The organism is Halorubrum aidingense JCM 13560, assembly GCF_000336995.1.
Lineage (GTDB): Archaea > Halobacteriota > Halobacteria > Halobacteriales > Haloferacaceae > Halorubrum > Halorubrum aidingense.
In genome coordinates this window covers 143,943-167,807 of the sequence record NZ_AOJI01000026.1, presented here as the reverse complement: position 1 = coordinate 167,807, position 23,865 = coordinate 143,943, and the positions used below count along the sequence as shown (strand labels likewise).

Below are 23,865 nucleotides of genomic sequence, written 5' to 3'. Positions count from 1 at the left end.
GGGTGGTGACGCTGGTAAACATTCGCGCCTACTGGCGGTTCGTCGTGGTTCTGCGGCGCTTCTCGCCGCTGATCCTCGCCTACTGGCGAGACCGGAAGCGGTTCCTGCTGTTCGGTCGAAGCCGCGAGGTCGACGCGGAGACCCAACGGGAGCGCGCCGCGGTCCTCCTCGACATTCTGCTCACGCTCGGCCCGACGTTCATCAAGCTCGGTCAGATCCTCTCGACGCGGCCGGACATCCTCCCGCCGGCGTACATCGAGGTGCTGGAAGGGCTCCAAGACGACGTGCCTCCCGCCCCCTGGGCGGAGTCGAAAGTCGTTCTCGAAGACGAGCTCGGCCCGGTCGACGAGGTCTTCGACGACTTCGACCGCGAGCCGATAAGCGGCGCCAGCCTCGGTCAGGTGTACACGGCCCAGTACGAGGGCCAGTCGGTCGCCGTGAAGGTTCGCCGTCCGGGAATCGAATCGCTCGTCGAGGCCGACCTCCGCACCATCCGGTGGTCGATCCCGCTCATCAAGCGGTTCACGGGGGCCGGCCAGTCGTTCTCGCTGGAGAACCTCGCCGACGAGTTCGCGAAGACCATCCGCGAGGAGATGGACTACGGCCGCGAGCGGGAGATGCTCGAAGCGATCCGCGCCAACTTCGCGGACGACGACCGGATCCGCATCCCGACCGCGTACGAGGCGGTCTCCGGGCCGCGGGTGCTCACCATGCAGTACATCCCCGGGACGAAGATCAGCGACGTCGACGCCCTCGACGCCGCCGGACTCGATCGCAACGCCGTCGCCGAGACGCTCCAGGAGGTGTACCTCCAGATGATCATCGAGGACGGCGTCTTCCACGCGGACCCGCACCCGGGAAACCTCGCCGTCGACGACGACGGCGCCGTGATCTTCTACGACTTCGGGATGGCCGGCCGGGTCGACCCGTACATTCAGGAGAAGATCGTCGACTTCTACGTCGCGGTCGCACGACAGGACATCGACGGCATCCTCGACACCCTGATCGCGATGGGGACGCTCTCGCCCGAGGCCGACCGCGAGGTGATGGGTAACGTGATGGAACTCGCCATCGCCGACGCCAGCGGCGAGGACATCGAACAGTACCAGGTGAATCAGATCATCGAGCAGGTGGAGTCCACCATCTACGAGTTCCCGCTCCGACTCCCGCCGAATCTCGCCCTCGTGTTGCGCGTCGCGACCGTCGTCGAGGGGGTCTGCGTCACGCTCGATCCCGAGTTCGACTTCATCTCTACGGCCACGGAGTACCTGAAAGCGGAGGGCTACTACGAGGAGACCGCCCGTAACCTCGCCGAGGACGCCGGCCGACAGGCCCAGCGGACCGCCGAGGCGCTGTTTACGGTTCCGCCGCGGGCGAACGAGTTCCTGAAAACGGCGAACCGCGGGAACCTCCACGTCGACGTCACGATCGAGGACGACACGCACGTCCTCGACAAGCTCGCGATGCGGATCGCCTACTCGGTGCTGCTCGCGGTCGGCGTGCTCTCGGCGACGATCCTCTACTCGTTCGCCGACGAGTGGCGGCTCGCGGCGGTGGTCCTCGTGCTCGCCGCCCCGCTGGCCGTCGCGCTGTACCGCTCCTTCCGGGCGAAGCGCGGCCTCCGCACCACCCCGCAGTTCACCAGACAGGGCATGAAGAACCGCCGCGACGACTGACCGTTCGCGCGCGGTCCGATCGCCGTTCGCGTGCGGTCTCGTCGCCCCCGCGCACGCTCCATCCGCGCTGTGTGTCACCCCCGACAGATCCAGACGGCCCCGGCTTCTTCCACCGCGTAATTCCGATCCGCGAGCCACTCCCGGAGCCGAGCGACGGTTCCGTCGCCGTCGTCTGCCGTCTCGTCGTGCACCTCGATCACCAACAGTGGCCGGTACCGCGCAACCGTCGCCGTCGCTCCGCGGAGCACGGCCAGCTCGTGCCCTTCGACGTCGACTTTGATCGCATCGGGCGCCGGGACGGGAGCCGTCGCGTGCGAGCGCTCTGACTCGGTGAGTTCCCCGTCGGATCCCGCCTCGTCGATCGCTCCCACCTCGGCGCCGCCATCGTCGATTCCCTCGACGAGGTCGTCGAGCCGTCGGATCGGCACCGGTTCGACGGCGTCGACCGCGGCGCCCCACCGGGTCGCGCGGTCGCGATCGAACGCCGAGCACTTCGAGAACGTCGACCGGTAGAACGACAGCGTCGCGTTCGCGTCGCCGATCCCGGCGCGGCGGAGAGCGATACCTCCTCCCGAGTCGCCGCCCTGCGCGGTGTCGCCGCCCTGTTCGACGCCGGAACCGACGACAAACCCGTTCCGGCGGGCGTTCCGAGCCAGCCGGTCGGCGCTCTCCCCGTTCGGCTCGAAGGCGACCACCTCCCGCTCGGTACCGCGGGCGAGCGGGATGGCGTGTTCGCCGACGTGCGCCCCCACGTCCAACACCGTCGCGTCGGCGGGGAGGGCGTCGAGGGCCGCCAGTCCCGGGTCGTCGCCGTGAGGGTTCGTCGGCTCGTAGCTCCAGTACGTGCCGGCGACGGTCCGCTTCGGCGTGGCGATCCCGAGCGCGTACGTGAGGTCGGCGATCCGGTACAGCGTCCGGAACCCGACCCGTTCGAGGCGTTCTCGCACCCGCGTTCGCGTCCGCGTTCGTCCCCCGAACATCGCGTTACGGGGTGACGATCTCGATGGGCACGAGGAGGAAACACAGCGCGCCGAGCGCGAACGTCGCGACTCCGACCGCGAGCCGGGGCCAGCCGAGCCGTCGCTCGTCGTCGGGATTCGCCGGGCCGTTGAACGCGATCACGAGCGAGAACACCCCCCAGAACGTCCACAGCCCGACCGAGCCGTCGAGCCCGAGCCCGCGCCAAAAGTAGAGGTACGCGGCCAGCGAGAACAGCGCGCCGGGCACCAGTGCGGCCACGGTCTCCTGTCGGGGGCCGAGCATCGCCCGGACCATGTGGCCTCCGTCGAGCTGGCCGACCGGCAGGAGGTTGAGCAGGGTGAAGAACATCCCGAGCCAGCCGCCGATGACGACGGGGTGGGCGGTTCGGCTCGCGTCGGCGTACCCCGTCGGTTGGCCGGTGAGGTCGGCGATGATCTCCAACAGCGGGGGGTTGTTGAACCGGATCACCGTTCCCGAGGAGTTCGCCACCTCGGACGGAACCTGAATGGGATCGAGCGAGAGTCCGATCACGGTGACGGCGACGGTGGCGACGAGCCCCGCTATCGGCCCCGCCGCGCCGATGTCGAACAGCGCCTTCCGGGAGGGCATCCGCCCTCGCATCCGTATCACGGCGCCGAGGGTGCCGAACGGGAAGACGAAGGGAATGACGTACGGCAGCGAGACGCTCACCCCGTGATAGCGGCCCATCGCGTAGTGCCCGAGCTCGTGGATCATCAGTACGCCGAGGACGGCGGCCGTGAACGGCCACGCCTGCAGCATCGTCAGCGGATTCGCGCGAATCTCCGCGAACGGGACGTAGTACCAGCCGACGGCGCCGACGAACAGCGTCGAGAGCACCGTCGCGAGGAACATCCCGACGTTGACCCAGGGAATCCCGTCCCGGCCGCGGTCGAACGGCGTCGCGACGACCACGTGCCGCCCCGCGACGGTCTCGACGTCGACGTCGTAGCCGGCCTCCCGGAACGGCGGCACGATCTTCCGCAGCAGCGTTCGCTCCGGGACGTACGACTCGCCGACGTATCGCACGCGACCGCCTTCCACGCGAACGTCGTCGATCCTGAAAAACGTCTGGAGGGGATCGGGACGCGGGACGCGGGCCGCCTCCGACGCCGCCCCGTCCTCGTGTTCTGCCATCGCCGATCGTAACCCGTCGTCGAGTATAAACCCCGCGTCGACCGAGAGTCTCGTCGCAAGCGGGACCCGTGTTCAAAAACCTCGTTCAGAGATCGGCTCGCCACAACTCGCGTGCGGGGACCGCGTAATTCGCGCGGTTTATAGAGCGAGCGGCCGGTGCGATCCGCGTTCGTCGGCGATCGGGCCGGTGCAGTTCGCGTTCGATTCCGCTTCAGGCCGGCTCGATGCGCCACGTCGTCGCGCCCGTGTACGACCACTTCTCGACGGTGAGTTCCGTGGCGGAGTCGCGGAGCTTCACCATCAGGGCGCCGATCTCTTTGGGCGAGAGGTCGACATCGTCGGCGATGAACTTCCCTTTGAAGTACATCTCGCCGTCCTCGGCGCGGTCGAGCAGGTACCGCTTCAGCCGCTCTTCCTTGCTGAGATCGGCGGTCGGGTTCGCGTTCGTGGAGGGGTTTGCGGTCGCGCTCATGGTACACTCCCCGCTTGTCCTCGGAGGGTGTTATAAAGGACAGACCGTTGGGCGGTGTTCAGGGCGTTTTAGGATATTGATCGGCGCTAAAACGTGTCTGACGAATCGTTCACAACGGTTCTAAAACACGCTAGACGTTTTATAATCTTGTTAGAACCGTTCGATCGACGATCCGAGATGGGTCAAGCGCCGACGCTCCGTGGTCCGATAACCCCGAAGTAAGCCGGCAAAAAAGCCCGGTAATTGCGGTCGATCGGTTCGCCCGCGCGTCCCGTTCCGGTTCGCCCGCGCCTGCACACATCGATCGCTCGGAGAGTGGAACGCCGCTGACTACCGATGTACTTTCGGCTACCTTCCAGTCGGCTCTCGGCTGGCGTCCGGTCAGTATCCGATCAGCGCTAGGTTAGTATCCGGCCAGCGCTAGGTCAGTATCCGGCCAGCGCCTGGTCAGTATCCAGTCGGTCTCGGATCGGTGCCCGACCCGTATCGGGTTCACGCGACGTGGGACGCGACGTGGAACGCCACGCGGAACGAGCCTCCGACGACACCTACGTCGAGTGCGAGCTACGAATCCCGTCGGTGTACCCAGAACTCCTCGGCTTCCGTGGTCTCTTTTTTAAATATCGGCACCTCGTCTTTCAGCCGGTCGATCCCGTCTTCGACGGCTCGGAACGCCTCCCTGCGGTGCCCCGCGAGGACGACGACGAACACGATGTCCTCGCCCGCTTCGATCACGCCGGTCCGATGGTGCATTCGGACGTCGAACACACCGTCTCGCTCCGCGAGTTCCGCGCTGATCGCCTCCATGCGCTCCGCGGCGACCCCCTCGTACTTCTCGAACGCGAGGTGCGTCGTCCGGTCGTCGTCGGGGGCGTCGCGGGCGCGAACGCGCCCCGTGAACGTCGCTATCGCGCCCGATCGGTCCGCGTCTGCGGACGTCTCGACCCGCCGCACGAGCGTCTCCCTGGTGATCCACGGCTCCGCACCGTCGAGTTCGACGACGAGGTCGTCGACGTCGACCCCGTCGGCCGAGTCTGCCGTCGCGATCACCGTCCCCGGGACGGTCGCCGGATCCGCGTCCGCCCCGAGCAGCACCGTCGGCACGCGCAGGCGGGATTCACCGACCGCGACGAGATACTCGTGGTCGGGTGCGAGTCCGTCGAGGAGGTCGTCGAGTCCCTCGACGCGACCGGCGCCCGTCCAGTCCCCGCTCGGTGCGAGCGACAGCTCCGTGTCGGCGCCGGCCGCGATGTCGGCCGCCCGTTCCGGCGCGGCGACCCCGCCGTCGGTGGCGTCGGCGCCGGTGGCGCTGTCGTCGTCGGACCCGCACGCCACGACGGCGACCCGTCCGTCGAGCCGGTCCGCGAGCGCGTCCGCGAGGTCGGCCGCCGCGGGACCCACGATCGATATCGGTTGCATACCCGAGGGCGGGGTGCGAGCGGCTTAGGCGTTTCCCGCTGTGCCGTTCGCTGTGAGCCGATCCGTCGGCCGTCGATCGGCGCCGCCGATCGGCTCCGGCGTCCGGGCTTGATAATCCTTAAGACCGCGACAGCGATATTCGACGGTAATGAGAGTCGTCGTTTCTATCGGCGGGAGCGTGCTCGCGCCCGATCTCGATCCCGGACGGGTGGCCGCGTACGCCGAGGCGATCGAACGGGTGGCCGCCGACGGCTGCGAGGTCGGCGTCGTCGTCGGCGGGGGCGGGGTCGCGCGCGAGTACATCGAGACGGCGCGAGAGCTCGGCGCGAACGAGGTTGAGCTCGACCAGCTCGGCATCGGGACGACCCGGCTCAACGCTCGGCTGCTGATCGCCGCGCTCGAAGACCGCGCGAACGTCTCGCCGGCGACGGGGTACGACGAGGCCGCGGAGGCCCTCCGACGCGGCGAGGTGTCGGTGATGGGCGGCGTCACCCCGGGACAGACCACGGACGCGGTCGCGGCGGCCTTCGCGGAGTCGGTCGACGCCGACCTGCTCGTGTACGCGACGAGCGCCGACGGCGTGTACGACGCCGACCCCAACGTCGACGCCGACGCGAGCCAGTTCGCGGAGCTGTCGCCCGCGGCGCTCGTCGACATCGTGCTCCCGATGAGCCGGAACGCCGGCGCCTCGGCCCCCGTCGACCTGCTCGCCGCCAAGCTGATCGACCGCGCGGGAATCCGGTCCATCGTCCTCGACGGCACCGACCCGAGCGCCGTCGTCGACGCCGTGCTCCGCGGCGATCACACCGGGACCGACGTGGTCCCCACCGGAACGGACGAGCCGAGCTACTGGACGGGGGACACATGACCGACGACCGACCCGATCCGGCACACGACGACTCCCCGCACATCCTCTCTGCGCAGGGGCGAGAGGGAGACGAGGGTGCCGACGGCGATGCTGCGTCCGGCGGTGACGACGACTTCCACGCCTTCTGGGCCGACGTCGTCGCCGACGAAATCGAAGCCCGTCACCCCGACGACCCGATCGTCATCAAGGGCGGCGTCTCCCCGTCGGGCGTCGCACACCTCGGAAACTTCAACGAGATCATCCGCGGCTACTTCGTCGCGGAGGTGCTCCGCGAGCGCGGCCACGAGGTCCGACAGGTGTTCACGTCGGACGACAAGGACCCGCTGCGCAAGCTCCCCCGCAAGCTGGCGAACGCCGACGGCGAGATCGTCGGGCTCGGCGAGGTCGACGCGGGCGCACTCGGTCGCAACCTCGGCAAGCCGTACACGTCGATCCCGGACCCGTTCGGCGAGCGCGAGTCGTACGCGGCCCACTTCGCGGCCCTGTTAAAAGCCGACGCCGACCGCCTCGGCATCCCGGTCGAGATGGTGTCGAACACCGAGCTGTACGCCGACGGTGCGTTCGACGACGTGACTCGAACGGTGCTCTCGGATCTGGACGGCGTCCGCGAGGTGCTCGCGCAGTACCAGGACAAAGTCGACGACGAGTACGTCCCGTTCAACCCGGTCTGTTCAGAGTGCGGGAAGATCACGGAAACGGTCACCGCGATCGATCTGGACGCCGAGACGGTGACGTACGTCTGCACCGACATGGACGTCGGCGACAACACCATCGAGGGCTGCGGCCACGAGGGGACGGCCACGTTCCGCGAGGGGAAGCTCCCGTGGCGGCTGGAGTGGCCGGGCCAGTGGGACGTGCTCGGCGTCGACTTCGAACCGTTCGGGAAGGACCACGCGGAGGGCTCGTGGCCGTCCGGCGTCGACGTGGCGCGGAACGTCTTCGGGATCGAGCCGCCGGTGCCGATGGTGTACGAGTGGTTCACGCTCAACGGGGCGCCGCTCTCCTCGTCGGCCGGCAACATCGTCACCGTCCCGGAGCTGCTCGAACTGCTCGAACCGGCCGTGCTCCGGTACTTCTTCGCGCTGCACCCGAAGAAGGCGCGGGACCTCGACATCGAGCGGCTCGACCAGCTCGTCGACCGCTTCGACCGGTTCGAACGCGCCTACTTCGGCGAGGTCGACGACGAGGATCTGACCGCCTTCGCCGAGCGCGCGTACCCGTTCGTCGTCGGCCGCGTGGACGACCCGCCGACCGAACCGCCCGTCCGACTCCCGTACACGTTCGCGGCCGTTCTCGGCATGGTCGACGACCCCGCGCTCCGCGAGCGCCTCGCCCGCGACGAGGGACACATCCCCTCGGACGCGTCCGAGACCGTGGTCGAAGCCGCGCTCGCCCGCGTCGAGAAGGCGCGCAACTGGGCCGAGCGGACGGCGAACGAGTACGACTACCGGCTCCAGACCGATCTGCCCGAGACTGACTTCGACGACGACGTGGCCGCCGCGCTCGACGACCTCGCCGACTTCGTCGCCGCGGGCCACGACGGCGAAGCGATTCAAGCGGAGATGTACGAGACCGCCCGGGAGCACGACATCGAGGTCAGCGAGTTCTTCTCGGCCGGATACCGGCTCTTCTTCGACGACACGCAGGGGCCGCGGCTCGGCGAGTTCCTCGGGGAACTGGAGCGCGACTACGTCGTGGCGCGGCTCCGCCGGGAGGCGTAGATGGTCGAGGACCGCTCGCTCGACGAGTTCGCGGGATCGGACGCCGGTGGTGTTTCCGACAGCGACGACACCGCGACCGACCCCGCAAGCGACGACACCCCGACCGACGTCGATCCGGCGGTCTCGACCTCGGCCTGGATCGACGCGGGGACCGACTGCGACCGCTGTGGCGAGCGAGCCACCCGCGGGTGGTTCGACGACGGCGATCTCCTCTGTGCCGACTGCGCAGAGTGGTAACGGCGATCGGATTTAATACGGACGGAACGACTCGTTCCGTACGAGACCGATCCGTTGAGGTCAAGTTGGATATTCATGGAATTTGACCCGGCCTCCCTCTTTGACCGATCGCCGCGGACCCTCGCGATCGCGTATCTCTGTCTCGGTGCGCTCTTCGTTCCCCTCAGCGATTTCGCGGTCGCGGTTGCGACCGGGACGACCGGTGCGCTCGGCGTCCGAGCGCCGGTGCGGCTCATCGATGGGTGGCTGCTCGTCGGCGCCTCGTCGCTGCTGCTGTACGGCGCGGCGGCACACCACCGTCAACGGGCCGTGTCTGCTCGGCGTGACCTCGAGACGTCGAATCAGCAGATACAGGTGCTCAGCAGAGTGTTTAGACACAACGTCCGCAACGACCTCAACATCATCCAGGGGTACGCGGACCTGCTCGCCGACCGCGTCGACGACGAGCGGAGCCGGGAGTGTTTAGAGACGATCCGTCAGACCACGGACGACGTGGTCGCGATCAGCGAGAAGTTGCGGGTCATCGAGGACGCGTCCACGGATCCACCGTCGAGCCGGATCGATCTCGTCGAAACGGTCCGCGAGGCCGCGGCGGACGTCGACGGTGATGGCGTGTGCGTCTCCGTGGAGTCGCCTTCGGCGGCGTGGATCCGCGCCGACCGGTCCGTCGAGTACCCGATCCGAGAGGTGTTCGAAAACGCCGTCACCCACAACGACGGGGCGACCTGCGAGGTCATTGCGCGGATAGAGACGACCGAAACGACGACCTGTCTGGCAGTCCGCGACAACGGGCCGGGGATCCCCGACGACGAGCGTGCGGTGTTGCAGGCCGAAGAGGAGACGCCGCTGTCGCACGCGAGTAGTATCGGGCTGTGGCTCGTCAAGTGGATGTGTGAGACGCAGGGAGGGACCGTCGGCTTCGAAACGACGGACGACGGGACCACGGTTCGGCTCCGATTCGAGTCGGCACGCGTCGACGCGCCGCCGTCGGATCGCGACACCGACACGGCAGCGGCTCGGTGACCGACGCCGGCCTGAGCGCCGGCCGCCGACCGCGCTAGTCGAGCTCCGTGATCGTCACTGCGTACACCGCACCGCAATTTCCGCACTCGACGTGGACACCGCGGCTCGTCTGACCGCGCGTGAACTCGGAGATATCCTCCGAACACGAGCACTCGAACTGCACTTTCATTGTCACAGCTATGTTGTTCTCGTATTTAAAAGAACGCGTCGAAGAATCGTTGCTGAGAACGGACGGCGGAGCCGCTCGTATTTTCCTCGGTTCGGACGCGGATCGGTCTGCGATCGCGTTCAGTCGTCGTCGACGATCACTTCGACGGGACCGTTGTCCGCCTCCTCCGCGTCATCGCTCGCACCGGATCCGGCGTTCGCGCCGGACTGCTGTTGCTGGTAGTAGAGCCCGCCGGCGACGACGAGGACGGCCCACGACCGCCAGTTAGCGAGGTTGAGCGTGTAGCCGATTCCGAACGGCTTCTCGACGAGCATTCCCTTCCCGGGCTGCCAGTACGACGAGAGCAGCCGACCGAGGCTCGGTCGCTCGAAGTTGTACGGGATACCGAGGATCTCTCCCGACGACGGTTTGTCTGCCATACCACCATGTTGGTCGCCGGGGATATAAATCGTGGCGCAACTCTCCCCCGGCCCGACGGACTGGCGCTCCTGCTCACCGGTACCGTCCGCGCCCCTCGACGTCGCCGAGCCGGTCGAGAACCACCTCCTCACCGACCGCCGAGTATCCCGACTCGAACGCCTCGATCAGCGGTTCGGGGTCGGTCGCGGTCGCGCGCACGGACCCCTCGAACACGTGCAGGTCCATCGCGTGGTCTTCGACGTGACCGGAGTGGAACGCGAGCCCGAAGTCGATGAGCGTCGCCGGGGCGGCGCCGTCGGCCGATCGGCTCCCGTCGCTTCCCGAGGTCCCGACGCGGACGTTCCGCGTCGTCGGGTCGCCGTGGACCATCCCGGCGCCGTGAAGCCGAGCGAGGTGTCGGCCCACCGCGCTCATCCACCGTTCGTCGAGATCGGCGGCGAGGTCGCGAGCCCCGACGTGTTGGAGCGTCAGCGTCGCGTTCGGCACGTCGACGTCGTACACCAGCGGGGTCGACACGCCGGCTCGACGCGCCTCGCTCGTCAGGCGGGCCTCCGCGACCGTCCGGTCCCGCCGCAGCGTCCGGTCCAGTTCCGGGTGTCGGTACGTCTTCGGGACGCGCCGCTTGATCACGCGGCGGGCGCCCTCGCTATCGGTCACGACCTCGACGGTCGCTTCCGCGCCCCGCGTCTCAGCCTCGCCATCGTCGCGTCCCCGGGCCACGGATCCGGTGGCATCTCGCCACGTCACCGGGACCTGATCGGGTCGGAAGTTCGGATCGATCGCCGAGTCAGGGATCGCGAGGGTGTCTCCGGCCCGCGCCATCTTCGCGCCCAACACGGCGATCATCCCCGCGTTGTCTCGGAGGAACCGCGGCTCCGGCGCGTGGAAGTCGGCGCCTCGGTCCGCACACATCCTCGACAGCATCTCGCGGAGCCGTTCGTTCTGCGCGACGCCGCCGCCCAGCACGAGCTCGTCGGCGCCGGTCAGCGAGAGGGCGCGCTCCGAGACCTCCGTCAGCATCGCGAACACGTGCTCTTGCAGGGCAAAACAGATCCGCTCGACCGGGACGCCGTCGTCGAACGCGTCGTTGGCGGCGGAACTGATCCCCGAAAACGAGAAATCCATCCCCTTCACGACGTACGGAAGCTCGAGGAGGTCGTCCGGGTCGGCGTCCGCCGCCGCCGCCTCGACCTTCGGCCCGCCCGGGTGGTCCCACCCGACGTGACGCGTGAACTTGTCGATCGCGTTGCCGACCCCGGCGTCCATCGTCTCGCCGAGCACGCGGTAGCGCCCGTCGTGGTACCCGAGCAGGTGCGCGTTCGCGCCCGAGGCGTTCAGACACACCGGGTTCTCGAAGCCGGACTGGTGCCGGCCGATCTCCAGGTGCGCGACCATGTGGTTGACGCCGACGAGCGGGACGTCGAGCGCGCCCGCGAGCGCGCGAGCCGCCGTCCCGACGGTGCGAAGGCAGGGACCGAGTCCCGGCCCTCGAGAGAAGGCGACGGCGTCGATCGCGTCCGCTCCGTACTCGGCTTCAGCGGCGGTCATCACCGCGTCGACGACCGCGGGGATCGCTTCGGACATGTGCTCGGCGGCCTCTCGCGGGTGAATGCCGCCGCTATCCGGTTCGTACGGGTCTGATTCGATGAGAACGGAGTCCGTCTCGGCGTCATACAGCGCGGCGCTCGCACACCACGCGGTACCTTCGATGCCGAGAACGCGCATTCGGCGGGCCGTTAGGCTTCCTCGGCGTCCGCGTCCTCGTCGCCGATCTTGTTCCGTTCGAGCATGTACTCCTGCTCGACGTCGAGCGCGTCCTCGGCGGAGTCGTACACCTTCGCGTAGCCGACCGTCTTTCGCATACCGAACTTCGTGTCGAGCTCGTGGACGACGACCTCTTCGGAGGCCTTGTCGAGTTTGGCCGCGAGCGAGTCGCGGACCGAGAGTCGGGAGGGCGTGGCCTCATCGTGGGTCGTCTCGAAACGGATGTCCGTGCGGTGCAACATCGGGTTCTCCTCTTCGGAGATGATATCGACGTCCATGGTTCAGTTAGGCGTATATCCCCTCGAAAGCTGTAAAAGGATTTCGAAGCGGGGGTGCCACCGGTGCCGAGCGTTCGGTGATCTTCGCCGTGCCTCACCGATCTCCGTCGGGAACGCGACCGAGCGCCTTGTAGGCCGCCTCAACATCTCCCTCGAGCGCCTCGAACAGCTCTCGTGCCTCCGTTCGGGACTCCGGCGTGACCGCGACCCGGACCATCCCCTCACCGGGCTGGCCGTACACGACGCTCGCGCCGTCGGGCGCGGCGAGGATCGCGGGGAGCGCGGCCAGATCCTCCTCACCGGTTACCTCGATGATGACCGGGTCGACGTCGGAGAGCGCCTCACTGAGCGCCTCGAGCAACTCTGTTGACAGCGACGCGGCGGGGTTCTCCACGGGGATCCGGCGGTCGTCTGCGGCCGCGAGTGCGGACTCGATCTCCGTGTCAACCGCCTCCCGCTCGGTCTTTCCGTCGATCAGCGCGACATCGGGGACGCGACCCGCCTCCCGTAAGTGGTACGTGACCACGTCGCCTACCGCGATGATCGGGGCATCAGGCGCGACCCGCTCACCGCGGGTCTCCGCTGCATCCGCGAGTAGTTCGTCGGTGTCGGTGGTCACCGGGCCGAGCGGCTGCTTGAACGTGTCGCGCAGAGAGTTGGGAAGTGTGAGCATGGATGGGGTAGTGGCTGAAAACCGAAAACCGTTACCGCGAACTGCCTCCTACCGGACCTTCAGGGCGTACGAGCCGGCCTTCGTGACGTTCATCTCCTCGGCGATCTGGCTCTCTTCGGGCTTCGTGATGATGACGTAGCCCGCCCAGTCCTCCGTCAGCGACGAGGACCCGCAGTGCTCGCAGGTCTGCGAGTCGGGGTCGTTGACGTGGTGGCACTCACGACACGCGAGGCGGTCCTCGGCCATCAGTCGGCCTCCTCACCGGTCTGTTCGCGGTGTTTTCGCTGGCCCTCCAGCCACTCGTGTTTCCCGAGGCCGGGCTGTTTGGCCGTGAGACCGATCTTCGAGTCGCGCGGGTTGCGCTCGTCGATGCTCTTCGTCACGACGCGGACCCGGACGGCGTCGTCGACGCCGAGGGTCTTATCGGAGTCCGAGGAGGCGAGCTGCTGATTCGCCCCGTCGAACGTGAGGTACTCGTCGGTGATCTGCGAGACGTGGAGCAGTCCGTCGACCGGCCCGATCCCGACGAACGCCCCGAACTCGACCGTCTCCACGACGGTGCCGTCGGCGACCTCCTGCATGTCGGGGTCGTAGGTCAGCGCGTCGAACTCCGCCTCGTAGTAGACGCCGGGGCGGTTGTGTAACACCGCGCCCTCGCCGACGTCGTGAACCTCGATGACGCTCACGACGCTGCCGACGTCCTCGTCCATTCGTCCTTCCAGTTTGTCCTGCAGCAGGGCTTTCACCCGCTCGTCGGTGACGTCCGCCAGGTGTTTCGGCGGTACCTCGACCGTATCCTTGAGTCGAACTCGTTTGTACATGTTCTTGGTTGTCCGCGTCCGCTAGGGTTCCGTTATTGCCAGTGTGTTCCGACCCCTTAAACCGATTACTGGTGCGCCCGCCTCCAGCACCCGGTTCGCCAGCGGTCGATCGTTGGTGACGACGCCGTCGACCCGGCCTTCGGTGACCAGCTCGACCAGCGCGTCGTCGGCGTACGATTCGTCCGTTTCCACTGTCTCCGCCCGCGCCGCGAGGTCCGCACCCACGCTCGCCGCGGTCGCCGCCGCGCCGTTTCCGCCCTGCAGCCCGTCGAGCTCCGCGAGCACCGCCGCGGGAACGACGGCCTCGTAGGCGCCGAGCACCCGATCGAGCTCCTCGAACAGCCGCAGGTTCGCCTCAACCGGGGCCATCAGCGCGCTCGCGTCGAGCGCGACGACGGGAGCCCGCTCGCCCGCGAGGCCCGAGCCCGATCCGGCGTGGCGGCCGTCGTCGGTCACGCTACGACAGCGTCCCGACGCCGATGAGCCGCCAACGCGCGCCGACGCGTCGGTTGATCGCGATCTGCGCGCCTTCGTCCGCACAGACGGGGCGTTTGAGCTTCACTTCGCACTCGCCGTCGCGAGCGCTCGTCACCGCGCCGACCGTGGTGGCGGTGCCGACCGTGAGCATCAGGGGTTCGCCGGTGGTGATCTCCTCGACGGCACCGTCGTCGTCGTCGCCCTCCTCGCTGCCGATGACGCGGTCGAGCAGGTCGACCTGCATCTCGAACTCGTTGCGCGTCGGCGGGAGCGTGCCGGGCTCGCCGGCGACCTGTCCCGCGAGCGCGTCGCCCTTCGTCAGGCTCGGGTCGAGTCCGGTGCCGACGCCGAGCAGACCGCCCGGCCGGGCGGTCTCGACGTCTTGGCTGCCGGCCTGCAGCGAGCGGACCGTCGTTTCGAGGGGGCGCCACTCCGTCTGGCCCTCCTCGTCGACCTCGCGGCCGGGACGGATCTCCAGTCCGTCGCCGATCGACAGCTCACCGCTGACGAGCGAGCCGCCGACGACGCCGCCTTTGAGCGTCTCCGCGGTCGCGCCCGGACGGTTGATGTCGAACGAGCGGGCCGCGTACATCCGAGCGTTCTCGCCCGGATCGCGATCGGGCGTCGGGATCTCCGTCTCGATCGCGTCGATCAGCAGATCGAGGTTGACCCCCTGTCCCGCCGAGACGGGGACGATCGGTGCGTCCTCGGCGACGGTTCCCTCGACGAACTCCTGGATCTGTCGGTAGTTGTCGACGGCGCGGTCGCGGTCGACGAGGTCGACCTTGTTCTGGGCGATGACGACGTTCTCGATCCCGATGAGATCGAGCGCCATCAGGTGCTCTTCGGTCTGCGCCTGCGGGACGTCCTCGGTCGCGCTCACGACGAGGACCGCTCCGTCCATGATCGAGGCGCCGGAGAGCATCGTCGCCATCAGCGTCTCGTGGCCCGGGGCGTCGACGAACGACACCGTCCGGACGGGCTCGCTCTTCGAGCCGTCTTCGCACTCTTCGTCGACGGTGTAACACTCGGGCGCGTCGACGCCGGGACAGCGACGGAACGTCGCGTCCGCGTATCCCAGCCGGATCGAGATGCCGCGTTTCATTTCCTCGCTGTGCTGGTCGGTCCACGAGCCGGACAACGCCTGCACGAGCGTCGTCTTCCCGTGGTCGACGTGACCGACGAGACCGATGTTCACCTCCGGTTGTGTGTTGGTGTTAGTCACTGTTGGACCTCCTAACGGAGTAGTCTTACCCGAATTTCGCCCCGTGCGAGTGATAAAGTTGCTGTTATAGTGCTGTCGCGCGCCCGCGAGTGGACCGATTCTCGGACGCGATCGGCCGACAGTACGGTTTCGTCCGACGCCGCTTTACGCCTCACGGCCGTCACCCCGGACATGGGATACGCGTGTCCGGTATGCGCAACTCCGCAGCGCGACGGCGAACACCTCGCCCACCACCTCGCGTTCACGGCGATGCTCCACGGTGACGAGCACGAGACGTGGCTCGACGACCACGTCACGGAATGGGTCGATCGCGAGCCCGCGGACCTCGCCGCGGCCGTCACGCCCCACGCCGCCGACGCCGAGTACCACGAGGTGTTCGAGGACACGGTCGACCGCGGGCGTCCGGATGTCGACGTCGAGACACACGCACGGGGCGGGCACGCTCACGGACACGCCGAAGGCGGTCACGCCGGTCACGGGCACGCCGGTGCGGCCGGCGGGCGAGGCGGAGTGGACGAAACGGGTGCGACCGACCCCGAGACTGCGGCTGCCCTCCGCGAAGCGAGGGACCTGACGCGCGAGATGCTGTCCGACGACGGCGCGGGCGATACTGACGAAGCCGACGACGGAGACGGTGGTACCGGCGACGGCACCGACGGCACCAGCGACGACGGCGACTCGTCCGCGTAACGGAACGCCCTTTCCGATCGCCGCCGAACGCGCGGTATGGAGACCAGCGGAACGTTCGCCCCGGAGACGCGCGCCGACGCACTTGAGTACTACGAGGATGTCGGCCCGGTCGCACAGGTCGTCGTCCGCGAGGCGACGAAGGCGATGTCGTTCGACGCCGAGGAGTACGACGAGCGGGTCACGCCCGAGGTGATCCGGACCGCCCGCGACGCCGTTTTCGCCGAACAGCTGGCGGTCCACGTCGGCGAAGACAGCGAGTTCGACGCGTGGCTCGCCGACAGCGAGTTCGACGATGACGACGTCGTCCGGATCGGGTCCGACAACGTCGACAACGTCGTCTGGCACCCGATCCCCTTCGCCGACACCGTGATCGCGGCGACGTATCAGGACGAGCCCGACGCGGCCGCCAGCACCCTTCGCCGGAACGCGTTCGGTCGCGTGTACCGCGAGGAGTTCTACGAATCCGGGAGGTAACCAGACGCGCCGTCCTGTCGCAGTCGCTCGGCAGTCGAAACTACGGAGGAATAGCCGATCGGAAGCGGTCCGGCGTCGACGGTGGCCGTTCCGCCGTCGTCGATCTACTCGAGCGAACCCTGAGTGACGAGCGTGTCGTCCTCCAAGTAGTGCTCGATGTGGTGGCCGTGTTTCTCGACGTCTTCGAGGATCTCACGGAGCTGTTCCTCGGTGTTGTAGTCGCCGAGGTTGTTGGCGAGCTGGATGTGCTCGCGGAGCATCTCCGTGATGTCGCCGAACAGCTCTAGGTCGTTCTCCAGAGAGGTCCGAATGTCGTAGGCGTCGGCGTCCTCGGGGCTCACCGGCGCGTGCTCCTCGTAGTTCGCGCCGCCCGACAGCGGCACGCCACCGAGCGCCTGCGCGCGCTCAGCTAACACGTCGGCACCCTCCTCGAGGTCCGCGGCCACCTCTCCGAGGTACTCGTGAATGCCGAGGAACTCCGCGCCCTCGACCAGCCAGTGGTGCTTTTTCACCTGGTGGTACAACACGTACGTCGCTGCGAGGTCGGTGTTGAGCGCGTCGACCAACTGCTCTGCCTTCTCCTCGGGGATGCGAAGCGCCTCGCTCTCGTGAACGTCTCCGTAGCGTTGACGGGCCTGTTTTTGAGTACTCATGACTGACTCAGCGTACGCGCGCTTCCCACTTAATAGTTCTCACTAACAAAAGCAGAGTTCGAAAATAAGAAATATATTTTTACACATTACGATCTCCATCTCGGCGCTTCTTTCGTCCCGGCTGTCGGACCGACTCGCTCGGGCACGCAGCGGACGGATCGTTGGGGTCGCTCAGTCGCCCCGCCGCGAAGGGAAACGTCTTAATGGACTACGCGCGCAGTTCGTGGTGTATGAGCAACGGCGACGACGACCCGGCCGACGCCTCCGAGGGGGCCGACGCCGCGGACGACGCGGAGGACGCCGGCGAGTCGACGGACGCGGCCGCCGCGCCGACCCTCCCGGACGAAGCGACCGAGGAGTCCCTGAACGAGTACCTCGACGATATCGAGGCCCTGCTTGACGACGCCGAGACCGAGGCGGATCTCGACGACGTCGACGCGCTCCTCGACGACGCGGAGGCCGGTCTCGACGAGGCCGACCTTCCCGAACCGGACGAGGACGACGAGGACGCAGACGATCCCCGCGGCGACCTCGAAGATCGGATCTCGGACCTCCGCGAGGGCGTCGAGGACGCCCGCGGTCCGTACGGCGAGGACGTCGTCGACGCGATCGAGGCCGCCGCCGCGACCCTCGAAGACACCGAGTGGACGGCCGACGGCCGCGACGACGCCGCGAACGCGGTCGACGCGTTCCTGGAGACTGCGTCCGATCTGATCGACGTCGATGCGTTCCCCGCCCACGAGGACCTCGACGACCTGATCGACGCGCTGGGTACCGTCGCCGAGGCGGTCGCGGACGCCGACCTCGACGCCGATGCCGACGCCGAAACCATCGCCGCGCTCCTCGAGGCGACCGACGCCCTTTCGGCGGGACTCGACGACGCCGAGGAGTGGGACGACCTCGAGACCCACGAGCAACTTCGCGCGCAGGGGTACTACGACGTGCTCGGCCACTACAAGGACTTCCCGGTCGAGTGGTCCGCGCTGAAAGAGCACGAGGCGCGCGGCAACGTCGACATGATCCTGCTCGCGCTCGACTCGCTCACGTCGGATTTCATGGAGCGCCACTGTCTCGAAGCGCTCGAACGCATGGGCAAGCGCGGGAAGACCGACGCCTCGCTCGAAATGCTCCTCGGCCGCGCCGAAAAGCGCGACCAGTTCGCCATCAGCATCCTCGGGAAAATGGCCGCCGAGGAGGCGGTCGAGACGCTCGTCGAATACGTCGAGGAGGACTCGAACCCGCAGCTCCAGAAGGTGACGTTCAAAACGCTCGGCGAAATCGGTGCGGCCGACGCCGTCCAGCCGCTCGCGAACGAGCTTCACCCCGACAGCGACACCGACGACCTCGTTCGCCCGCACGCCGCCCGCGCGCTCGGGCTCATCGGTGACACGCGCGCGATCGACCCGCTCGCGGATGCCCTCGCCGAGGACGAATCCGACGACGTGCGCGCTGCAGCGGGCTGGGCGCTCCGGCAGATCGGCACGCAGGAAGCCCTCGAAATCGTCGCCGAATACGGTGACGAACGCTCCTTTATCGTCTCGACCGAGGCGGAAAAGGCCGAGCGATCCCTCGACGCGGACTCGGCGACCGCGTAACGCGATACCTGCGTCTCTTTCCGTCGCCGACCTTTTTGACTGATAGCGGGAGGAATACCCCGCGTGCGGATCCCGACCCACTCGTCCGTATCGATCACGCGGACACCGTCCCCCGCAGCCGCGCGGCTCGTCGCCGTTCTCCTCCTCGTCGCGCTCGCGGCGGTCGTCCCGGCGGCTGCTCCGGCCGCTGCCGGCGACGTGGCCGGTGCGGACGACGCGGTCGGCGCGAGCGACACGACCGGTGCGGCTGACGCGACCGGCCGCGTCCCGATGGCGGACGCCGCCGTCGTCGACAACGGCACAGCCGCGGTCACCGGTCCCGGAATCGTCGAGCTGTACCCGAACCCGACCACCGACGAGAACCGCGGCGAGTACCTCGTCGTCCGGCTCCCCGAGCGGGGGAACTGGTCGCTCTCGGACGGCTACCACGAGGTCGATATCCCGCAGAACGCGACCGGGACGGTCGCGCTGTCGATGGCCCCCGAGACGACGGCGACTCTCCTCGGTGCCGGGTCGACTCACGCCGCCCGGTCCGACCGCACCGGCCACACCGCCCGCGTCGACCGCGAATCGATCGAACTGCGCGCGCTCGACGGGTACTTTCCGCTATCCGCGTCCGGCGATCGGATCGAACTCCGCCGGGACGGCGCGGCCGTGGACGTCGTCGAGTACGACCGCGTCCGCGAAGGGTATCGCTGGCGGGCGGGCTGGGGCGAGTGGCGCCCCCGCGGGTACGCCCCCCGGACGCCGGAACGGACCGAAAACGCGACGGCGACACCGTTCGTGCTGCCGGACGCACCGGGCGCTCCCGTCGACCCGTTACGCGGCGCCGACGAGCGCCTGCTCCTCGCCGGGTACACGCTCGAATCGACTCGCGTCGCCGATCTGCTCGTCGCCGCCGCCGACCGCGGCGTCACCGTGCGCGTCCTCGTCGAGGGATCTCCGGTCGGCGGCTTTTCGGCCCGAAGCGCGCGGCTCCTTGACCGGCTCGCCGCCAACGGCGTCGAGATCCGGGTTCTTGACGAAGACCCCGAGCGGTTCCGGTTCCACCACGCGAAGTACGCCGTCGCGGACGATCGCGCGGTCGTTCTCACCGAGAACTGGAAGGCGTCGGGTACGGGCGGCCGGACCAACCGCGGCTGGGGCGTCGTCACCGAACCGTCGTCGCCCGCGGGCTCTCCGACAGCCGTGAACGGGTCGACAACTGCCGACCATCTCGCCGCGCTCTTCCGCAATGACGCTACCGGGGCCGATGCCCGCTCGTGGGAGTCGTTCCGAGCAGACACCGAGTTCCACGACTCGGGCACGGCGAACGGGACGTACCCGACTCGCTTCGCGCCGCCCTCAAAACCGGCCGCAGCGGATGTCGAACTCCTCACCGCTCCCGGGAACGCGGCCGACCGGATGGTGGCTCGGATCGACGCCGCGGACGACCGCGTCCTCGCCGTGGTCCCGCGGACGGGTGGCCCCGACGATCGGATCGTTCGCGCCCTTCGACGGGCCGCCGACCGCGGCGTCGACACTCACCTCCTGTTGTCCAACGCGTGGTACGACCGCGAAGAGAACCGGGCGTTGGCCGACGAACTCGCCGACGAGCCGATCGAAGTCGCCGTCGCGGAGCCGCGCGGGCGGTACGGGAAGATCCACGCCAAGGGACTCGTCGTCGACGACACGGCGGTCGTCGGCAGTCTCAACTGGAACGAGGGCGCGGCGACGGAGAACCGAGAGGTGCTGCTGGCGGTAGAAGACGAGTCGGTCGCGGACTTCTACGCTCGCGCGTACGCCGCCGACTGGCGCGGCGGCGGCGTTCACCTCCCCGTCGGCCTGCTCGGTGGACTGTCCGTCGCGCTCGCGGGCGCCGGGCTGATAGCGCGTCGTAAGGTGGCGTTCTCGTGAGGAGCGCGTCGGAGGCGGGGACGACCGTTCCGGGGTCGGGTCAGTCCTCGAGCGCGGCCGTCGAGGAGAGCGCTTCGTCGATTTCCGCGTCGGCCATCTTCTCGATGAGCGTCTCGATGACCGCGCTGCGTCGGCCCTTCACGAACTTGATCGAGCCGACGACGAGGTGACCGCCGCCCGAGACGCCCGCCTCGGGCAGCTCTTCGTTCAGTTCGGTCACCATGTTCGGGATATCGAGGCGAACGCCGTCGGACCGGAGCACGCAGAAGTCCGGGCCGTATCCGATCGTGATCACCGGGTCGCCGGTCTCTTTCACCCGCGTGTCGTGCAGTTCGCCGGTCGTCTTGCCCGGTGCGGGGTACGTGAACCGGTGGGCGTACTCGTCCAGATCGATCCGGTAGAGGTGCGCGCCGGAGGCGAGCCGCTCGTGTTCGACGTGGTCGTCGAGCGCGTCGAGCTGGCGGTCCACGTCGCGGGCGGCCCGCTCGGAGAGGAACTCCACGAGCTCCTCGTGGCGCGCTTCGTCCTCACAGCCCACGTTGAGCGCGTCGTTGACGAGGGTCTTCCCCTCGGAGTAGCGTAGCCAGTGGGCGGCGTAGTCGAGCGCCTCGCCGATGTCGAGGAGGTCCTGCTCGTCGTAGCCGGCCGCTTCGGCGAGCGCGACGTAGTCGTCCATCGCCTCGGCCTTCGAGCGGTCCGAGAGCCCGGCGACCGCCGGGACGTGTTCGAGCTCCTCGGTGAGCGACGGGTCGATCAGTCGCGCGAGTTCGACGCACATCATCCCCGTCGTGACCCGGTAGTCCTCGCCGTGGAGGTACGGGTTGATGTGGGCGTCGAGCAGGGGCTCGACGGCCTCCGGGTCCGGGTGGTGGTGGTCGACTGCGGCGATCGGGATGTCGTAGTGCGCGAGGTTCTCGTAGGCCGGCACGTCCTCCTCCGTCGACCCGTTGTCGAGCATGAGGAGGAAGGGGAGCTTCTGGCCGTGGCGGGCCCGCCCTTCCAGCGCGAAGTTGAGGTCGCGAGTGACGTCTTCCATCTCGTAGTACGGCGCCTTGCTCGGGAGCCGCTTGAAGAGGTGTCGCGCCGCGTCCGGGTCTTCGTGGACGTCGCCGACGAAGTTCTCCAAGGCCAGTTGGACCGGAATCGCCGCGCACATTCCGTCGCCGTCGGCGTGGTGTCGGACGCGGATCGGTCGCCCGGAGAGGACGGTTCGGCGGAGGAGCCGAGCGAGGTCACGGAGGTCGTCGTGGATCGGCTCGAACGCCGCCCACTCGACGAGCGGGTCGATGTCGGCCGGCTCGGCGCGTTCGTCCAGCGCCTCCTCGAAGCGCGCTCGCGCTTCGGCGGCGCGCTCGTCAGGAAGTTTCTTGAGAGCGTCGACCTCCAGCTGGAGGGCGTTCTCGCGGGTTTCGATCGTCCCGCTGACGTGGACCATGTCGCCGACGGCGACTTCGGGGTACGCCCGGACGCCGGCCTCTTCGAAGGCCGCACAGGAGACGACGCCGGAGGCGTCGGAGACGGCGAAAATCGTCGGCCCGCCCGTCTGTTTCGCCTGCACGACCTCGCCTTCCACGGTCACCTCGTCACCGGGGGCGAGCCCGCGGATCCGCGAGATGGACGGCTCGTGCTCGACGGTCTCCGTCCGGTGGTCGTCGACCGTCTCGTCGTCGAACGCGACGTCGCCGTTCTCTTTCACCTCGGTCAGCCGGACGATCAGGCTATCGCCGACGTCGTACTCGCCGTCGAGGTTCGAGTCGTGGACGAGCCCTGAGACGGCGGCGGAGACGTCGACGAAGATGCCGTAGTCGACGACGCCGTTGACCTCGGCGTGGTACAGCGCACCGACGTCGACGTCTTCGAGAGTGCAGTCGGGTGCCAGATCGTAAACGGTCGGCCGCTCGTCGGCCGCCCCCTTCGCCGCTTCGGCGTCGGGTTCGGGGCTCGAATCGCCCCGCGTGCCGGAATCCCCGGCGGAGTTCTCGCTCATAGGGTGTCTTCGGGAACGGCCGGTGTTAAGCCTGTTCTCTCGGGCGTCTGCCGGTTGCGATGTCTCCCCGAAACGCCGGCGGAGATCCCGCTGGCGGCAGATCGCGACGCGTCCGGCCCGCAGTTCGCGGCCCGTCCGTTCGAGCGCCTGACGCCCGGGTCCGGAACCCCTATGAGGCGACGGCGACTTCCCTCCGGTATGCGACTGTTCCGTTCGGACGAGCTTCTCGGGATCGCCCGGGAAACGATGGAGTTCGTCCTCGAAGCGAGCGAGGAGAGCCATCCCAACGAGTACATGGGATTTCTCCGGGCGGACGACGCCAGGAAGCTCGATCTCGACCGGGACGGGCAGGTCATCACCGACGTTCTCGTCATCCCCGGCACGGAGTCGAACCCGGTCAGCGCCAGCGTCCGGACGCACATGAAGCCGAACGACATGCGCGCCGTCGGCTCAGTCCACTCTCACCCCAACGGTGTGCTCCGTCCGAGTTCGGCGGACCTGGCGACGTTCGGGCAGGGGCGGGTCCACATTATCGTCGGCGCTCCGTACGGATGGGGCGACTGGAAGGCGTTCGACAACGAGGGGAACCAGACGACGCTTGACGTGCTCGACGTGGAGGTCCCGGACGAGCACTTCTTCGATTTCACGCAGGAGGACATCGATCGGGAGATCAGCGAGGAAAACCGCGATGGCGGCCGCTTCCGCTCGTGGTTCCGATGACGCGGGTCGTCGCCCAGGGCACCTTCGACCTGCTCCACCCCGGCCACGTTCACTACTTGGAAGACGCGGCGACGTACGGCGACGAGCTGCACGCGATCGTCGCCCGCCGCTCGAACGTCACGCACAAGCCCGCGCCGATCCTCTGTGCCGAGCAGCGCCGCGACATGGTCAGCGCCCTCGCCGCGGTCGACGACGCGCACCTCGGTGATCCCGAGGACGTGTTCGTCCCCATTCGCCGGCTCGATCCCGACGTGATCGTGTTGGGATTCGACCAGCACCACGACGAGGGACAGATCGCCGACGCGCTCGCGGAACGAGGGATCGATTGCCGCGTCGAGCGCGCCTCCGGCCGCGAGCCCCGTTACGAGGACGAACTGCTCTCCAGCGGCGACATCATCGATCGGATCGTGCGGCGACGGGGCGGGTGCGGGGACGCGTAGCCGGTCGCGGCGGGCCGGCGGTTCGCGGAAG

26 protein-coding genes are annotated in these 23,865 nt (G+C 68.3%); 11 read left to right on the top strand and 15 right to left on the bottom strand.

Going from position 1 to position 23,865, the window contains the following annotated elements; translation table 11 throughout:
- The first annotated feature begins 2 nt into the window (after window positions 1-2).
- Window positions 3-1,676 (top strand): ABC1 kinase family protein, encoded by a 1,674-nt coding sequence (locus C461_RS11150; RefSeq protein ID WP_008001285.1) that lies wholly within the window; start codon window positions 3-5, stop codon window positions 1,674-1,676.
- Window positions 1,677-1,750: 74 nt separating this feature from the next.
- On the opposite strand, the gene C461_RS11145 is transcribed toward C461_RS11150, so the two are convergent.
- The 4 genes from C461_RS11145 to C461_RS11130 form a co-directional block, all read right to left on the bottom strand.
- Window positions 1,751-2,623: an FkbM family methyltransferase gene (locus tag C461_RS11145; RefSeq protein WP_239639118.1), complete on the bottom strand. Its 873-nt coding sequence runs from the start codon at window positions 2,621-2,623 to the stop codon at window positions 1,751-1,753.
- A 37-nt stretch (window positions 2,624-2,660) separates the two neighbouring features.
- A complete protein-coding gene (locus tag C461_RS11140; RefSeq protein WP_008001283.1) occupies window positions 2,661-3,812 on the bottom strand; it encodes a site-2 protease family protein in 1,152 nt (383 codons plus the stop codon).
- A 211-nt stretch (window positions 3,813-4,023) separates the two neighbouring features.
- The gene (locus C461_RS11135) at window positions 4,024-4,284 is read right to left on the bottom strand and encodes a DUF7123 family protein (RefSeq protein ID WP_008001282.1); all 261 of its coding nucleotides are present in this window, start codon (window positions 4,282-4,284) and stop codon (window positions 4,024-4,026) included.
- Between the two features lie 564 nt (window positions 4,285-4,848).
- The gene (locus C461_RS11130) at window positions 4,849-5,703 is read right to left on the bottom strand and encodes a molybdopterin synthase (RefSeq protein ID WP_008001281.1); all 855 of its coding nucleotides are present in this window, start codon (window positions 5,701-5,703) and stop codon (window positions 4,849-4,851) included.
- Between the two features lie 148 nt (window positions 5,704-5,851).
- Here C461_RS11130 and pyrH point away from each other — a divergent pair, with 148 nt between their 5' ends.
- The 4 genes from pyrH (at window position 5,852) to C461_RS11110 (ending at window position 9,552) form a co-directional block, all read left to right on the top strand.
- The gene (gene pyrH / locus C461_RS11125; protein WP_008001280.1) at window positions 5,852-6,571 is read left to right on the top strand and encodes a UMP kinase; all 720 of its coding nucleotides are present in this window, start codon (window positions 5,852-5,854) and stop codon (window positions 6,569-6,571) included.
- Window positions 6,568-8,292, top strand: coding sequence for a lysine--tRNA ligase (gene lysS / locus C461_RS11120; protein WP_008001279.1), 1,725 nt, complete (start codon window positions 6,568-6,570; stop codon window positions 8,290-8,292). Before pyrH ends, lysS begins: the two co-directional genes overlap by 4 nt.
- Window positions 8,293-8,529 (top strand): DUF7573 domain-containing protein, encoded by a 237-nt coding sequence (locus C461_RS11115; RefSeq protein WP_008001278.1) that lies wholly within the window; start codon window positions 8,293-8,295, stop codon window positions 8,527-8,529.
- A gap of 75 nt (window positions 8,530-8,604) precedes the next feature.
- On the top strand, window positions 8,605-9,552 hold the full coding sequence (locus C461_RS11110; RefSeq protein WP_008001277.1) for a sensor histidine kinase: 948 nt from the start codon (window positions 8,605-8,607) through the stop codon (window positions 9,550-9,552).
- Window positions 9,553-9,586: 34 nt separating this feature from the next.
- Here the strand turns inward: C461_RS11110 and C461_RS16205 are convergent, their stop codons facing one another.
- The 9 genes from C461_RS16205 to C461_RS11070 all read right to left on the bottom strand — a co-directional run bounded on the left by C461_RS16205 (window position 9,587) and on the right by C461_RS11070 (window position 15,379).
- Window positions 9,587-9,721: a hypothetical protein gene (locus tag C461_RS16205; RefSeq protein ID WP_008001275.1), complete on the bottom strand. Its 135-nt coding sequence runs from the start codon at window positions 9,719-9,721 to the stop codon at window positions 9,587-9,589.
- A 119-nt stretch (window positions 9,722-9,840) separates the two neighbouring features.
- The gene (locus tag C461_RS11105; protein ID WP_008001273.1) at window positions 9,841-10,140 is read right to left on the bottom strand and encodes a DUF5808 domain-containing protein; all 300 of its coding nucleotides are present in this window, start codon (window positions 10,138-10,140) and stop codon (window positions 9,841-9,843) included.
- Window positions 10,141-10,213: 73 nt separating this feature from the next.
- Window positions 10,214-11,866 (bottom strand): bifunctional N(6)-L-threonylcarbamoyladenine synthase/serine/threonine protein kinase, encoded by a 1,653-nt coding sequence (locus C461_RS11100; protein WP_008001270.1) that lies wholly within the window; start codon window positions 11,864-11,866, stop codon window positions 10,214-10,216.
- Window positions 11,867-11,877: 11 nt separating this feature from the next.
- Window positions 11,878-12,183, bottom strand: a complete 306-nt coding sequence (locus tag C461_RS11095; protein ID WP_008001267.1) for a 30S ribosomal protein S24e — start codon at window positions 12,181-12,183, stop codon at window positions 11,878-11,880.
- A 94-nt stretch (window positions 12,184-12,277) separates the two neighbouring features.
- Window positions 12,278-12,856, bottom strand: a complete 579-nt coding sequence (locus C461_RS11090) for a GTP-dependent dephospho-CoA kinase family protein (RefSeq protein ID WP_008001265.1) — start codon at window positions 12,854-12,856, stop codon at window positions 12,278-12,280.
- A 48-nt stretch (window positions 12,857-12,904) separates the two neighbouring features.
- Window positions 12,905-13,102 (bottom strand): transcription elongation factor subunit Spt4, encoded by a 198-nt coding sequence (gene spt4, locus C461_RS11085; protein WP_008001262.1) that lies wholly within the window; start codon window positions 13,100-13,102, stop codon window positions 12,905-12,907.
- Window positions 13,102-13,677, bottom strand: coding sequence for a DNA-directed RNA polymerase (locus tag C461_RS11080; protein WP_008001261.1), 576 nt, complete (start codon window positions 13,675-13,677; stop codon window positions 13,102-13,104). The genes spt4 and C461_RS11080 overlap by 1 nt, the downstream gene beginning before the upstream one ends.
- A gap of 21 nt (window positions 13,678-13,698) precedes the next feature.
- Window positions 13,699-14,133, bottom strand: coding sequence for a PIN domain-containing protein (locus C461_RS11075; RefSeq protein ID WP_008001259.1), 435 nt, complete (start codon window positions 14,131-14,133; stop codon window positions 13,699-13,701).
- Between the two features lies 1 nt (window position 14,134).
- Window positions 14,135-15,379, bottom strand: coding sequence for a translation initiation factor IF-2 subunit gamma (locus C461_RS11070; protein ID WP_008001257.1), 1,245 nt, complete (start codon window positions 15,377-15,379; stop codon window positions 14,135-14,137).
- A 171-nt stretch (window positions 15,380-15,550) separates the two neighbouring features.
- Between C461_RS11070 and C461_RS11065 the strand changes: the two genes are divergently transcribed.
- Both C461_RS11065 and C461_RS11060 read left to right on the top strand, forming a co-directional pair.
- Window positions 15,551-16,069, top strand: a complete 519-nt coding sequence (locus tag C461_RS11065; RefSeq protein WP_049906584.1) for a DUF5810 domain-containing protein — start codon at window positions 15,551-15,553, stop codon at window positions 16,067-16,069.
- Between the two features lie 36 nt (window positions 16,070-16,105).
- Complete coding sequence (locus C461_RS11060) at window positions 16,106-16,543, top strand: DUF5809 family protein (RefSeq protein ID WP_008001253.1); 438 nt, start codon at window positions 16,106-16,108, stop codon at window positions 16,541-16,543.
- A gap of 104 nt (window positions 16,544-16,647) precedes the next feature.
- Here C461_RS11060 and dpsA read toward each other — a convergent pair whose 3' ends face one another.
- The gene (dpsA, locus tag C461_RS11055; protein ID WP_008001251.1) at window positions 16,648-17,196 is read right to left on the bottom strand and encodes a DNA starvation/stationary phase protection protein DpsA; all 549 of its coding nucleotides are present in this window, start codon (window positions 17,194-17,196) and stop codon (window positions 16,648-16,650) included.
- Window positions 17,197-17,426: 230 nt separating this feature from the next.
- Here dpsA and C461_RS11050 point away from each other — a divergent pair, with 230 nt between their 5' ends.
- Both C461_RS11050 and C461_RS11045 read left to right on the top strand, forming a co-directional pair.
- Window positions 17,427-18,791: a HEAT repeat domain-containing protein gene (locus C461_RS11050; protein WP_049906554.1), complete on the top strand. Its 1,365-nt coding sequence runs from the start codon at window positions 17,427-17,429 to the stop codon at window positions 18,789-18,791.
- Between the two features lie 63 nt (window positions 18,792-18,854).
- Window positions 18,855-20,687, top strand: a complete 1,833-nt coding sequence (locus C461_RS11045) for a phospholipase D-like domain-containing protein (protein ID WP_008001247.1) — start codon at window positions 18,855-18,857, stop codon at window positions 20,685-20,687.
- A gap of 40 nt (window positions 20,688-20,727) precedes the next feature.
- Here C461_RS11045 and C461_RS11040 read toward each other — a convergent pair whose 3' ends face one another.
- Window positions 20,728-22,674, bottom strand: a complete 1,947-nt coding sequence (locus tag C461_RS11040; protein WP_008001245.1) for a DHH family phosphoesterase — start codon at window positions 22,672-22,674, stop codon at window positions 20,728-20,730.
- 198 nt (window positions 22,675-22,872) lie between these two features.
- On the opposite strand from C461_RS11040, the gene C461_RS11035 reads away from it, so the two are divergent.
- Window positions 22,873-23,394 carry a Mov34/MPN/PAD-1 family protein gene (locus tag C461_RS11035; protein ID WP_008001243.1) on the top strand — a complete coding sequence of 174 codons (522 nt, stop codon included), beginning with the start codon at window positions 22,873-22,875 and terminating at the stop codon, window positions 23,392-23,394.
- Window positions 23,391-23,834, top strand: coding sequence for an adenylyltransferase/cytidyltransferase family protein (locus tag C461_RS11030; RefSeq protein ID WP_049906553.1), 444 nt, complete (start codon window positions 23,391-23,393; stop codon window positions 23,832-23,834). Before C461_RS11035 ends, C461_RS11030 begins: the two co-directional genes overlap by 4 nt.
- Window positions 23,835-23,865 lie beyond the last annotated feature (31 nt).

What these genes read in the sequence shown, in the direction of transcription:
- C461_RS11140 (WP_008001283.1), bottom strand. Translation starts at nt 3,812, where the DNA reads ATGGCAGAACACGAGGACGGGGCGGCGTCGGAGGCGGCCCGCGTCCCG.
- C461_RS11135 (WP_008001282.1), bottom strand. Translation starts at nt 4,284, where the DNA reads ATGAGCGCGACCGCAAACCCCTCCACGAACGCGAACCCGACCGCCGAT.
- C461_RS11130 (WP_008001281.1), bottom strand. Translation starts at nt 5,703, where the DNA reads ATGCAACCGATATCGATCGTGGGTCCCGCGGCGGCCGACCTCGCGGAC.
- pyrH (WP_008001280.1), top strand. Translation starts at nt 5,852, where the DNA reads ATGAGAGTCGTCGTTTCTATCGGCGGGAGCGTGCTCGCGCCCGATCTC.
- lysS (WP_008001279.1), top strand. Translation starts at nt 6,568, where the DNA reads ATGACCGACGACCGACCCGATCCGGCACACGACGACTCCCCGCACATC.
- C461_RS11115 (WP_008001278.1), top strand. Translation starts at nt 8,293, where the DNA reads ATGGTCGAGGACCGCTCGCTCGACGAGTTCGCGGGATCGGACGCCGGT.
- C461_RS11110 (WP_008001277.1), top strand. Translation starts at nt 8,605, where the DNA reads ATGGAATTTGACCCGGCCTCCCTCTTTGACCGATCGCCGCGGACCCTC.
- C461_RS16205 (WP_008001275.1), bottom strand. Translation starts at nt 9,721, where the DNA reads ATGAAAGTGCAGTTCGAGTGCTCGTGTTCGGAGGATATCTCCGAGTTC.
- C461_RS11105 (WP_008001273.1), bottom strand. Translation starts at nt 10,140, where the DNA reads ATGGCAGACAAACCGTCGTCGGGAGAGATCCTCGGTATCCCGTACAAC.
- C461_RS11100 (WP_008001270.1), bottom strand. Translation starts at nt 11,866, where the DNA reads ATGCGCGTTCTCGGCATCGAAGGTACCGCGTGGTGTGCGAGCGCCGCG.
- C461_RS11095 (WP_008001267.1), bottom strand. Translation starts at nt 12,183, where the DNA reads ATGGACGTCGATATCATCTCCGAAGAGGAGAACCCGATGTTGCACCGC.
- C461_RS11090 (WP_008001265.1), bottom strand. Translation starts at nt 12,856, where the DNA reads ATGCTCACACTTCCCAACTCTCTGCGCGACACGTTCAAGCAGCCGCTC.
- spt4 (WP_008001262.1), bottom strand. Translation starts at nt 13,102, where the DNA reads ATGGCCGAGGACCGCCTCGCGTGTCGTGAGTGCCACCACGTCAACGAC.
- C461_RS11080 (WP_008001261.1), bottom strand. Translation starts at nt 13,677, where the DNA reads ATGTACAAACGAGTTCGACTCAAGGATACGGTCGAGGTACCGCCGAAA.
- C461_RS11065 (WP_049906584.1), top strand. Translation starts at nt 15,551, where the DNA reads ATGGGATACGCGTGTCCGGTATGCGCAACTCCGCAGCGCGACGGCGAA.
- C461_RS11060 (WP_008001253.1), top strand. Translation starts at nt 16,106, where the DNA reads ATGGAGACCAGCGGAACGTTCGCCCCGGAGACGCGCGCCGACGCACTT.
- dpsA (WP_008001251.1), bottom strand. Translation starts at nt 17,196, where the DNA reads ATGAGTACTCAAAAACAGGCCCGTCAACGCTACGGAGACGTTCACGAG.
- C461_RS11050 (WP_049906554.1), top strand. Translation starts at nt 17,427, where the DNA reads ATGAGCAACGGCGACGACGACCCGGCCGACGCCTCCGAGGGGGCCGAC.
- C461_RS11040 (WP_008001245.1), bottom strand. Translation starts at nt 22,674, where the DNA reads ATGAGCGAGAACTCCGCCGGGGATTCCGGCACGCGGGGCGATTCGAGC.
- C461_RS11035 (WP_008001243.1), top strand. Translation starts at nt 22,873, where the DNA reads ATGCGACTGTTCCGTTCGGACGAGCTTCTCGGGATCGCCCGGGAAACG.
- C461_RS11030 (WP_049906553.1), top strand. Translation starts at nt 23,391, where the DNA reads ATGACGCGGGTCGTCGCCCAGGGCACCTTCGACCTGCTCCACCCCGGC.